Below are 12099 nucleotides of genomic sequence, written 5' to 3' on the forward strand. Positions count from 1 at the left end.
CAGAGCGCGTTTTGAGGGCTCTGCTGCGACTCAGTTGGGTGCGGGTGGGTGGGTGAGTTGGGTTACACGGGCGCAGTGGTGCGGTCGCGGAGCGCCAGGTAGATCTTGTCCCGCGCGATGGGCAGCTCGCCGAAACGGATTCCGGTTGCGTTGCGGATCGCGTTGGCCAGGGCGGGAGCCACGGGGTTGAACGGGCTCTCGCTCATGGACTTTGCACCCAGAGGGCCGGTGGAGTCGTTAGTGGTTGCGAAGTAGACCTCGCTCCTGGGCACGTCCGCGAACGACGGTATGTGGTACTGCCGCAGGATGTCCGTGGTGACGCGTCCGGCGTCGTCCACTTTCACTTCCTCGTACAGCACCGCGCCGAGCGCCTGCGCAATGCCGCCCTCGATCTGGCCGCGGCACTGCCGCGGATTCACCACAACACCGGCATCGGCGGCCTGGACACTTTGCAGGATCCGCAGCTCACCGGTTCCCGTATTAACAGCAACCCTGAACCCGTGCACGTTGAATGCGACCGACCGCGGCGTTCCTCCCCAGTTGCCGTCCGTGGCGAGCCGAACGCCCTGCAACCGGGCGGCGTCAACGATTTCCGTCAGAGACAACACCCGATCGCCGCATTCAACGGCGCCATCCACCAAACGGCAATCCGTCAAGGCCGCTCCGGTCAGCGAAGCGGCAACCGTCTGGATCCGCGTGGCGAGTTCCAGCGCGGCCCCGAGCGTCGCCTTCCCGGCCACCACCGTGCCGGCAGAACCGAACGCACCGGTGTCGTGCTCCACGAGGTCGGTATCCGACTGACGCACGGTCACTTTGGACGCGGTCGTGGCCAGCGCGGTGGCAGCCAGTTGCGCATGAACAGTTGTGGTGCCGTTCCCGAATTCGGCAGTACCGACGTCGACGGCGAACCTTCCGTCCGCTTCCAGGCTCACCCGGGTGTGGGCGAAGTGGCCGCGGGGCGGGACGGTGTCGATCATGGACAAGGCCGAGCCCTCCCCCACCACCCAGTCCGGCCCCAGATCATCCAAGCCCGCGGCGCGGTAGCGTTCCTTGCCACGGTCCAGCGCGTCCCGGACCAACGCCACGCACTGGTCCAGGCCGTAGCTGCCGTAGTGGACGTCTTCCTCGGGCTCGGGTGTTGTGGAGAGCATGTGATCGCCGGGCCGAACCATGTTCTTGAGCCGGAACTCGAGCGGATCCATGCCGATGCCGATGGCGAGTTCGTCAATGGCCGACTCGATCGCGAAGATCATCTGGCTCAACCCATAGCCCCTGAAAGCACCTGCTGGGACGGTGTTGGTGTAGACCGCGTGGGCGTCAACCTTCTTGTTCACACACTTGTAGACGGCCAGCGATTCTCCACAGCCGTGGAACATCACACCGGGAGCGTGGTTTCCGTAGGCGCCGGTGTTGGTAAGGACGTCCAGCTGGAGCGCTGTGAGATACCCATCGCGGCTGGCGCCGGCCTTGAGCTTGATGGTGAAGGGGTGCCGGGTGGTGGTTGACGTGAACTGCTCCGTGCGGGTGAACTCCAACTGCACCGGCCTGCGAAGGGCCAGGGCCGCGAGGGCTACAAGATCCTCAGTGAGGACTTCCTGTTTTCCGCCGAATCCGCCGCCAACCCTGCCGGCAACTACGCGGATGGTCTCCGGCGCCAGGTTGAACACCCGGCTCAGGGTCCTCTTCACCAGGAAGGGAACCTGCGTGGAGGACCGGATCATCAAGCGGCCATCCTCATCAAGCCAGGCAATGGACGCGTGGGTTTCCATGGCCACGTGCTGGACCCGCTGCGTCTTGTAGGTGTGCTCGTGGATAAAGTCGGCAGCCGCGAAGCCGTCGGCCACGCTACCCAGTTCGGCGTGGACCTCGGCCACTACGTTGTGATGCGGGCGGGAAATCCGGGAGAAGACGCCGTCCTTTTCACCGTGAATCGCCGGGGCGCCGGGGAGGATGGCTTCCTGCGGAGTGAACACCGGTTCCAGGAGTTCGTACTGCACTTCCAAGGCCCGCGCACCAGCCTCGGCTGCGCCCACGGACTCAGCCACCACCGCTGCAACCCGTTGCCCGATGAACCGCACCACGTTGTCCAGCACACGGGTGTCGTCGGGGTCGTCCGTGTAATTCTCGTGTTGGGCTGTGGAGAACAGAAGCTGCGGAGCATCCTCATAAGTGAAGACCGCCACGACGCCGGGAACTGCCAGAGCAGGCGCTTTGTCGATGGACACGATCCGGGCATGCGGGTGCGGCGAACGCAGCAACTTCATGTGCAGCAAGCCCGGAAGTTGCTCAGCCGGAACATCAAGGGTGTAACGGGCAGTTCCGGTGACGATCGCCTGGCCGGCGGGTGCCGGAACGTTGTCGCCGAGCTGGCCCGGCGTCGCTTCTACAGCGACTGGCGGCTGAGTACCCGACACGGAATGCGCCCCCGAAACTGTCTGGGCCCCCGAAACGTCCGCACCGGCGTCGTGCTGGTGATCGCTGCCGTGGCCACAGACCGCGTCCGCGATGGAGCGGTAGCCGGTGCAGCGGCACAGATTGCCCTTGAGGTTGCGGGGCAGGTTGGCGCGCTGCTCGTCGTCGAACGTTGCAGCGGTCATCATCATGCCGGCGGTGCAGAAACCACACTGGAACCCCTGGGCCTCCAGGAACTGCTCCTGCACAGGGTGCAGCCCATCAGCGGAGGCGAGGCCCTCGATGGTGGTGACCGCTTTGCCCTCGGCACGGACAGCAGGGTAAATGCAGCTGTGGACGGGCATGCCGTCAACGTGCACGGTGCACGCACCGCAGTCACCGCCGTCGCAGCCTTTCTTGACGCCAAAATTGCCCTCTTCGCGGAGGAACGTGCGCAAGCACTGGCCGGGGCGGGGGGTGGCCTGCCAGGCAGTTCCGTTGATCTCAATTGCCATTCGGGGCCTCCTTCTGCTGGGTGCTTGATGTGGTGGGCTGGGTGGACAGCTGGGGTGAGGTGTTATGCGGCGGCCAAAAATCACCGGACACGCTCATGGACTCGCCCAGCAGCTCCGCCCTGATCTCCTCGGCAAGCTTGAACGTCATGTCCCGCCGCCAGGCAGGGAGCCCGTGGATGTCGTCGTGGTACAGCGGCCAGGGAATGGAATCGCCGACGGCGTCAGCCAGCGTCCCGGCGTCAGGAACCTGACCTGCGGGGAACCTCAGTTGCACAGGCCGTTTAGTGGACGCGGTGACGGTGATGACCAGGGCGCCGTCGGGATCGAGCCGCCCGATCAGGAGCACACCGGAACGGCCAAGGTTGCTAAGCGATAAACGCCGGAAAGCGACGCGGGCGGACAATGCGGACGCGGGAAGATGGATACTGCGGAGCAGGTCCCCCGGTGCCAGGAGAGTCTGCATATCCCCGGTGACGACGTCCGCCACCGGAACATCCCGGCTGCTGCCGTCCGGGCTGAGGATGGTGGCGATGCCGTCCAGACCTGCGCAGAGTGAGGTCATGGGCCCCGCCGGCAGGCCGGTGCAAATGTTGCCACCCACGGTGGACATGTTCCAGATCTTGAACGAGGCCACGAACGAGTCGCAGCACGGGCGGATCAGGGCAAGTCCAGGCCATTCGCGGTTGGCTGCTTCCGCGGACCGTGGCAGGGCGTAAAGTTCGGCGACGGTGCAGGTGGCGGCCAGTTCGAGGCCCGCATCCGTGACACTGATGGCAGGCCACCCTGCTTGTCCGAGGTCAAGGAACCGCTTCAGGACGGTGCTGCCGTAGGAGAAAAGGACAGTGCCTCCGGCGAGCCAGGCGTCGCCGTCGCGCCATTGTGCCGGGTCCGTGGTGGGGACCACGGCCTCGATGGTGTTCATGTCCATGGGTCCTCCTGAGTGAGGTGTTGAGGTGCTGGATGAATCGGGCCGGTGCTGTCCTTCAGGGAAGGGAACCCGGGGGTGCTGGTTTGTCCGCCGGCACCGCGGTGGGCGATGATTTCTGCCGTGATGGACACGGCGACCTCGGCAGGAGTCACGGCGCCGAGGTTCAGGCCGATGGGCGAGTGCAGCCGTTCCAGGGACTCCAACGGCGTGCCTGCCTCAAGCAGGGCGTCGATCCGTTGGCGGTGGCTGCGCCGCGAGCCCATTGCCCCAACATATGCCAGCCTCAACCGGAGGGCGCTTTCGAGCAAGGGGACATCGAACTTGGGGTCGTGGGTCAGGATGCACACCACCGTGCGGGCGTCGATGCGTCCTGCAGCGGCTTCGGATTCGAGGTAGCGGTGCGGCCACTCGGTGACCACTTGCTCTGCTCCGGCAAAGCGGCTCTGCGTCGAGAAGGCAGGCCGGGCGTCGCAAAGGGTGACGTTGTAGCCGAGGAGCTGCCCGGCAGGCAGAAGGGCTGCGCTGAAGTCGTTGGCACCGAAAACCAGCATCCGCGCGGCCGGCAAACGGCTTTCGATGAACAGGGTGATCGGTTCCGGCTGGGTTTCTTCCTGTGGAGGCATAGCCAGCCTTTCGGTGGTCATCCACCCGTCAATGCACCCTTCCGGCGGTGCCAGACGGACCAGTCCGGCGCGGCCACCTTGGAGCAGTGGCTCCACTTGGGCAGCGGCGGCGAAAAGTGTGGAGGGATGGTCGCCCAGCAAAGTGGCGAGTTCCTCGGATTCCATGGCCCGGAAACGGACAGGGTCATGGACCACCATGACTCCGCCCTTAGCATCGAGCCGGCGGATCAGGGCCGCTGGACGCTTCGCTTCAGCAAACACGGAAAGTTCGGGCGATCCAGCCATGAGCGGCTGGATGTGGACTTCCAGTTCCCCTCCACAGGTGAGTCCAACGGCGAACGCGTCCTCGGAACTGTAGCCAAAAGACTCAAGGCGAGGGCCGCCGTCGCGCATTGCTTCCAGTGCCGCCTCAACCACGGCGCCTTCCACGCAACCGCCGGACAAGCTGCCCAGGATTTCGCCGTCTTCGGAGACCATCATGGAGGTCCCCAGGGGCCGCGGCACGGAGCCGCCGGTCCCTACGATCGTGGCCACAGCACACAGTTGGCCAGAGACCGCAGGCCGCCAGCTGCCCAGTGAAGGCATTAGATCCAGCATGGCAACACATCCTTATTCCAGGTGTCCCGGCCGGGTGGCCCGTCCGGAGCAGTGCGCGATCTTGCCTCATATTCTCATTGACAGAGGATGTTGAGGGGTAGTCGCGGGTAATCAGCAAAAGTTCAATCAGCAAGAGTTCATAGGAACGGGGGCGAGGGCTTCATCTCCCTGCCCCCGTTCCCTGACGGAGCGCGCGGTAACCAGCCGCCGCCCGCCGTCGTGCCTTTTCCAGTCCGTAAAGGTCGGGAAGGACCACGACGGCGGACGCCTATTCGTGCGGTGGGTACCGGTGGACCGTCGATCGGAGTGCCGGAATGGTGCCCGCCGGCGCGGGGTGGGGCTCCTGGCTAGACGCCCATCAGGGCGTTGATGGGGCCCCGGGCGAAGTAGATGATGAAGCCCGCCGTGACAACCCACATCAGCGGGTGGACCTTCTTGGCCTTGCCCGACGCCGCGCTAATGACGGCGAAGGAGATGAAGCCGACACCGATGCCGTTGGCGATGGAGTACGTCAGGGGCATGGTCACGATGGTCAGGAACGCCGGGAGTGCGATGGAGAACTTGGTGAACTTGATCTCCCGGATCTGGGCCATCATCATGGCACCCACTACCACCAGGGCTGCAGCTGCAACTTCCAGCGGAACCACGGAGGTGAGCGGTGTGAAGAACATCGAACCCAGGAACAGCAAGCCGGTGACCACCGAGGCCAGGCCGGTGCGTGCGCCTTCGCCGATGCCCGCCGCCGAGTCGATGTACACGGTGTTGGACGAACCGGACGTTGCGCCGCCCACCACTGCGCCCATGCCTTCAACAATGAAGGCCGACTTCAGCTTGGGGAACGTACCGTCCTTGTGTGCCACGCCAGCGCTCTTGGCCAGGCCCGTCATGGTGCCCATGGCGTCGAAGAAGTTGGTGAACACCAAAGTGAAGACCAACATGGTGGCCGCCAATCCGCCGATCCTGGCGAAGGAGCCGAACAGATCGAACTGGCCTACCAGGCTCAGATCCGGGACCGAAACGAGCTGGCTGGACAGGATGGGGACATTCAGGTGCCAGCCGCCGGGGTTCTGGGCGCTTCCGGGACCAATCCGGAACACGGCCTCGGCTACAGCGGCGAGGACAGTGGTGGCGACGATGCCGATCAGCAGGCCGCCCTGGATTTTGCGTGCCACGAGGATGCCCATGGTCAGCAGTCCCACAATGAAGACGAGGGTGGGGATGGACGTGATGGAGCCGTTGTCCCCCAGCTGAACCGGCGGTCCGCCTGTGGTGGCGCGGACAAAGCCGGAGTCCACGAAGCCAATGAAGGCGATGAACAGGCCGATGCCAACGGTGATGGCGGCCTTGAGCTCCTTGGGAACTGCTTTGAAGATCGCCGTTCGGGCACCGGTAGCGCCGAAGAGGACAATCAGGATGCCGTTGATAACCACCAGGCCCATGGCTTCGGGCCACGTGACTTCCTGAATGACCGCGACGGCGAGGAACGAGTTGATGCCCAAGCCGGCAGCGAGGCCGAACGGCAGGTTGGCCACCAATCCGAAAACGATGGTCATGACGCCGGCAGTCAGGCCCGTGACGGCACCAACCTGTGCAGCCGACAGCCACCCCCCGGCAACGTCCACAGGGGCGTTGTCTGCCGAGAAACCACCCAGGATGAGCGGATTGAGGATGACGATGTACGCCATGGTGAAGAAGGTGACCAAGCCGCCGCGGAATTCGCGGGCCAACGTGGAGCCACGCTTGGAGATCTGGAAGAACTTATCCAGGAAGGAGTTCGACACCGGAGGCTTCTTGTTGCCATCCGCCAGGCCCGTTGCCGTGTGCTTTGCAGCTGTGGGCTCTGCGCCGTCTCCCTTGGGAAAGAGTGCAGCCTGCTTCTCAGCTGAATTGTCCAGGATTGTCATGTCAGCCACCGGGCCCTAGTAGTCAATCCTGGAATCAAGCGTGTTCCATGTGGTGAACGGCTGGAGGGCCTCCGGAGCCTGGGGGTCGCCCAGTTCCAGCTTGGCTACCGGCATCAGCGCGTCCCGGTTGTCGTTCTCAAAGTATTCGTAGAAGACTGCGTCATCGAAGCCAACGGATGCGGCGTCGTGACGGTCTGCGGCAAAGAACACGCGGTCCACGCGTGCCCAGAGTGCGGAGGCCAAGCACATGGGGCATGGCTCGCAGCTGGTGTAGAGGGTTGCTCCGCTGAGATCGAAGGTACCCAGTTCGCGGCAGGCGTTACGGATTGCCGTGACTTCTGCGTGTGCGGTGGGATCGTTCGTGGCGGTGACGCGGTTGACGCCTTCGAAGGCTCGTCCGTCCGCGGTGACAATGACGGCGCCGAAGGGGCCCCCACTGTTGAGGACATTGGCTGTTGCCAGCTCAATGGATGTGGCCAGGAATTGCTCGGCCGTGACGGTTGTACTCATGTTGCGACTTCCTTAGTGCTGAGGAAGCCAGGTGACCTGTTTGGGGGCGCCACAGAGATGAGCTCCAGTTAGCTTGGTTACCAGGCTTCAGCATGTGCGATGAAGGTTAAGTTGCGCCTGGTAGATAGCTTCCCGGGGTCCGGGTGCCCGCCTTTGGCAGTTAGAGCGTAGCACCAGGTTTGTGAGCCGCGCCATAGTTTTTTGAAAACTTAATTTCGTCATGCGAAATTACTTGCTCTGCGGTCCTGGTGCCCGAATATGACCGCAGCCCGCCCGCAAGCGTTGACTGCCGCCGTCGAGCATTTTACGCTTTTCGGACTGGGCCGCGTTCTGACGGTCCGGCAACCTGGATCAGCAGACAGGGCCTAACTGAGCTGGAACGCATACATGCCGACCAGACAAGGAACCTGTAATGACCCCTCTTTGGATCAAGAACCCGCTGGGTATCTTCACCGCAAATGACCACGACGCCGGCGGCGGCCTGGTGGTTTCCGACTCCGGCACCATCATTGAGCTGGTGCCGTCGGGCGGGCAGCCTTCTTCTCCCGCAACCGTTTTTGATGCATCCGGGCACGTGGTTCTCCCGGGGCTCATCAACACGCACCACCACTTCTACCAAACCCTCACCCGCGCCTGGGGTCCCGTGGCCAACGCTCCCCTGTTCCCCTGGTTGCAGAACCTCTACCCCGTCTGGGCCCGGCTTACTCCTCGCAGCCTCGAACTAGCCGTGCAAGTGGCACTGGCCGAGCTGCTGCTTTCAGGCTGCACCACCGCCGCCGACCACCACTACCTCTTCCCCGACGGCATGGGAGACGCAATCGACATCGAGGTGGCCGCGGTCAGAGCCATGGGGATGCGGGCCACGCTGACCCGCGGCTCCATGACCTTGGGAGAGGACGACGGCGGGCTGCCGCCCAGGACCACGGTCCAGTCACCTGAGGCGATCCTTGCGGACAGCGAACGGCTGATTCGCAAGTATCACGAGACGGGTGACGGGGCAGTTGTTCAGATCGCCCTTGCCCCCTGCTCGCCATTCTCGGTGACCAAGGAAATCATGGCCGAATCTGCCGCCATGGCCGAACGGTTCGACGTCCGGCTCCACACGCACCTTGCCGAAACGATCGACGAGGAAGACTTCTGCAAATCCATGTTCGGGCTGCGGACCGTGGATTACCTGGAGTCCGTGGGCTGGCTGGGATCACGCACCTGGCTGGGTCACGGCATCCACTTCAACGACGAGGAAATTGCGCGGTTGGGTGCTGCCGGAACAGCGGTGGCCCACTGCCCGACGTCGAACATGCGCCTGGCATCCGGCACCGCGCGGGTCCTGGAACTCGAGGCTGCGGGTGTTCCCGTGGGGCTGGGAGTGGATGGTTCGGCGTCCAATGACGCTTCCAACATGATCCTTGAAGCCAGGCAGGCCCTGTATTTGCAGCGACTCCGCTACGGAGCGTCCGTTCCCGTGGAACGTGCACTCGGCTGGGCCACCCGTGGCTCCGCCGCAGTCCTGGGGCGCTCCGACATTGGCCAGTTGTCTCCGGGTCTCCAAGCAGACCTCGCCCTGTTCAAGCCGGACGAGCTGCGTTTCTCCGGCAGCCACGATCCCGTGGCAGCGTTGTTGCTCTGCGGGGCTGACCGTGCTGATCGCGTGATGGTTGGGGGTGTTTGGCGGGTTGTTGATGGCGCGATTCCCGGGCTGGACGTGGCCGGGCTGATCGCTGAGCACTCGGCCGCGGCCCGGAAGCTGGTGGCGGGGTAGCTCCGGGGCGCTGAGGCCTCGCCCGATTCGATGGTTCGCTGCGTACTATGCCGTGCGTTCGGCACAGCACGCAGCGATTCCACGAATCGGGCGTTTTCCACATAGGGCAATTGGATCCTTTTCCCCGAGCCGCGCACCTTCGAGGCTGGTCAGATGACGAGGATTACCCAGCGCAAACTCCCTGAAGGTATGGATCTGTGGCGAACAGAAGAACTTCACGCTGCCGGATTCAATGATCGGAAAATTGCAGCCTTGGTGCGGAGCGGAGTTTTGGTCCGGCTTCGCCGAGGCTGTTACATCCGCGGCAGCACCTGGGAGGCGCAGAAACCCTGGATTCGAAGCCGTCAGCTGATTGCCGCACATGCCCACGGAACACTCACGACGGCGGCCGGCGGCTTTGTCTACAGCCATACCTCCGCCGCCCGCCTCCACGGCTTGTTTCTCTGGGATGTGGATGACCGCGTACACATCAACACCGTGACAACCCCATCCCGCACTTCGCACGGCGTTGACGTTATTCCACACACGGGGGCATTGAGTCCCCTAGAGGTGGAAACCGTGCAGGGCATGCCATGCACGTCCCTGGAACGAACCGTCGTGGACTGTTGCCTCATGCTCAACTTCAAGCAATGCCTCATCGTGGTGGACCACGCGCTCAGGATGGGTGCCAACGCCCTTGTTTTGCAGGACATGTGCCACAGCCTGGGTGGGCGGAATGGCGTCATTAATCTTCGAAGGGCTCTGGAGAATGCCGATCAAAAATCGGAATCACCAGGTGAAACGCTTACCCGTGAGCTGATCCTACGGCTGGGAATCGCCATGCCTGAGCTGCAAGTTGAGGTAACAACCAAGAAGGGCAAACACCGCCTGGACTTCGCGTGGCGCGCGAAGAGGTTGGCGTTGGAGTTTGACGGGAAGGTCAAGTACTTCGACTACGCCCCCACCGACGAAGTGATCTACCGGGAACGCCAGCGCGAAAAGGCCCTCATGGAACTCGGCTGGAGGTTCATCCGGATCACGTGGCAGGACCTTTTCCGCGAGCACGAGTTCAAGGTTCGACTCCTGCGCGCTCTCCGGGAATAGGGCCACCCAATTCGTGGGCTCGCTGCGCACTCGATGTCGCGCACGGCACCCTACGCAGCGAAGGGTCGAAACGGGCGGCGGAGCGGAGGCGGTGCAGGCAGCATGCGGAAAGGCGGGCGATACCTCCCCAGGTATCGCCCGCCTCTTTGGCTCTGTTGCGCAGAGTCCGCGCCCCTAAGTGCCTAGGGGCGCTGCCGACCGAACACAGGGAGCGCGCGCAGCCAACGGGAGAACCCGCCGGCTTTGCGGTCGCAGTCGGCCGGAATGTAGAAGTCCGGATCTGTCGCACCGAAAGGCAGGTACAGCTCCTGACCCGGCGCCGGGAATTCCACGACGTTGTTCGTATCCTTCGAGTCCATCTGTTCCTCCTCTTTCTCATGCACCCAGTTTCCGCTCTTCGGAAAACTTTTATTGTTATGTGGAAAGTCTAGGCAGTCGGGAAACGAGCCGTCAAGACCCCCGAGAAGCCATACCGAGTTGCCCCGGTCACATTTGGATGGTTCATAACGATCCACGGGAACCCGTATACACAAGACGAAATAGTGCGCTACTCTCGAATGAGTTCGTGGCGTAGGTCACGTAACCTGAGAGCAGCAGGCAGGGTCGTAATGAGCTGGCATCAATGGATGTCGGCTCTTTTTTTGTTGGGTCGGCTCCACCAGAAACGCAGTGGAAACACGCGCTTAATTTCATTGATGGAACCTAGGTTCCACCTCACAGAAGTTGGGATATGACCATGAGCAACAACATCGTCCTCGGCGAAAACCAGTACGGCAAAGCAGAAGTCCGCGTCGTCAAGGTCACCCGGGATACCGACCGCCACCACATCGAAGACTTGAACGTCACCTCGCAGCTGCGCGGTGACTTCCAGGCGGCCCACCTCGAAGGCGACAACGGCCACGTCGTTGCCACCGACACCCAGAAGAACACGGTTTACGCCTTCGCCCGTGAAGGCATCGGCTCACCCGAGTCCTTCCTGCTTCGTCTCGCAGACCACTTCACCGGCGGCTTTGACTGGGTCACCGGCGGCCGCTGGGAAGCCGAAGCCTACAGCTGGGATCGCATCCAGGCCCACGGCGAGGGACACGACCACAGCTTCGTCCGCAACGGGCAAGAGGTGCGTACCGCCGTCGTCGTCCGTGATGGCGCAACCACGCACGTCATCAGCGGCCTCAAGGACCTGACCGTCCTGAAGACCACGCAGTCCGGTTTTGTCGGCTACCCGCGCGACAAGTACACCACCCTGCCGGAGACCACCGACCGCATCCTGGCCACCGATGTATCCGCCCGCTGGCGCTACAACACCAACCTGGACTTCGCCGGCACGGACTTCAACAAGAGCTACGAGGACATCAAAGCACTCCTGCTTGAAGGCTTCACCGAGAACTACTCCCACGCACTGCAGCAGACGCTGTTCGACATGGGCAAGAAGGTCCTGGAAGCACACAGCGAAGTGGACGAGATCAAGTTCTCCATGCCCAACAAGCACCACTTCCTGGTTGACCTGAGCCCGTTCGGCCTGGACAACCCCAACGAGGTCTTCTTCGCCGCGGATCGCCCGTACGGCCTCATCGAAGCCACGGTCCAGCGCGAGAACATCGAGGCTGCACCGGTGGCATGGAGCGGCATCGCCGGCTTCTGCTAAACCCGCACCAAACGCGGACTAAGCCGCACCATCTCAAAGGTTTGTGTGCAGGTCCCCCCAACGGCGCCCCGTAAAGGCCGGACCTGCACACAATGCCAACCCCAAAAACCAAAGATTTGTTAGCCAGACACAGTTAGCCAGACG

9 protein-coding genes are annotated in these 12099 nt (G+C 63.1%); 3 read left to right on the plus strand and 6 right to left on the minus strand.

Annotated elements, in window-relative coordinates; genetic code table 11:
• Positions 1-62: 62 nt before the first annotated feature.
• The 5 genes from ACZ5J0_RS15950 to ACZ5J0_RS15970 all read right to left on the minus strand — a co-directional run bounded on the left by ACZ5J0_RS15950 (position 63) and on the right by ACZ5J0_RS15970 (position 7468).
• On the minus strand, positions 63-2906 hold the full coding sequence (locus ACZ5J0_RS15950; RefSeq protein ID WP_464093507.1) for a molybdopterin-dependent oxidoreductase: 2844 nt from the start codon (positions 2904-2906) through the stop codon (positions 63-65).
• Entirely contained in the window at positions 2896-3834 is a 939-nt protein-coding gene (locus tag ACZ5J0_RS15955) for an FAD binding domain-containing protein (protein ID WP_464093508.1), read from the minus strand. Before ACZ5J0_RS15955 ends, ACZ5J0_RS15950 begins: the two co-directional genes overlap by 11 nt.
• Positions 3825-5054, minus strand: a complete 1230-nt coding sequence (locus ACZ5J0_RS15960) for an XdhC family protein (RefSeq protein ID WP_464093509.1) — start codon at positions 5052-5054, stop codon at positions 3825-3827. The genes ACZ5J0_RS15955 and ACZ5J0_RS15960 overlap by 10 nt, the downstream gene beginning before the upstream one ends.
• 347 nt (positions 5055-5401) lie before the next feature.
• Positions 5402-6958: an NCS2 family permease gene (locus tag ACZ5J0_RS15965; RefSeq protein WP_250820365.1), complete on the minus strand. Its 1557-nt coding sequence runs from the start codon at positions 6956-6958 to the stop codon at positions 5402-5404.
• A 15-nt stretch (positions 6959-6973) separates the two neighbouring features.
• Positions 6974-7468 carry a nucleoside deaminase gene (locus ACZ5J0_RS15970; protein WP_142937997.1) on the minus strand — a complete coding sequence of 165 codons (495 nt, stop codon included), beginning with the start codon at positions 7466-7468 and terminating at the stop codon, positions 6974-6976.
• Between the two features lie 412 nt (positions 7469-7880).
• Between ACZ5J0_RS15970 and ACZ5J0_RS15975 the strand changes: the two genes are divergently transcribed.
• Both ACZ5J0_RS15975 and ACZ5J0_RS15980 read left to right on the plus strand, forming a co-directional pair.
• Positions 7881-9227 (plus strand): 8-oxoguanine deaminase, encoded by a 1347-nt coding sequence (locus tag ACZ5J0_RS15975; protein WP_464093510.1) that lies wholly within the window; start codon positions 7881-7883, stop codon positions 9225-9227.
• A gap of 153 nt (positions 9228-9380) precedes the next feature.
• Positions 9381-10310 carry a type IV toxin-antitoxin system AbiEi family antitoxin domain-containing protein gene (locus ACZ5J0_RS15980; RefSeq protein WP_250820362.1) on the plus strand — a complete coding sequence of 310 codons (930 nt, stop codon included), beginning with the start codon at positions 9381-9383 and terminating at the stop codon, positions 10308-10310.
• A gap of 182 nt (positions 10311-10492) precedes the next feature.
• Here the strand turns inward: ACZ5J0_RS15980 and ACZ5J0_RS15985 are convergent, their stop codons facing one another.
• A complete protein-coding gene (locus ACZ5J0_RS15985) occupies positions 10493-10669 on the minus strand; it encodes a hypothetical protein (protein ID WP_014922716.1) in 177 nt (58 codons plus the stop codon).
• Positions 10670-11040: 371 nt separating this feature from the next.
• Here ACZ5J0_RS15985 and pucL point away from each other — a divergent pair, with 371 nt between their 5' ends.
• Positions 11041-11955 carry a factor-independent urate hydroxylase gene (pucL, locus tag ACZ5J0_RS15990; protein ID WP_187697099.1) on the plus strand — a complete coding sequence of 305 codons (915 nt, stop codon included), beginning with the start codon at positions 11041-11043 and terminating at the stop codon, positions 11953-11955.
• Positions 11956-12099: the final 144 nt, after the last annotated feature.

The sequence above is a fragment of the Arthrobacter sp. DualSoilB13 genome, assembly GCF_055389195.1.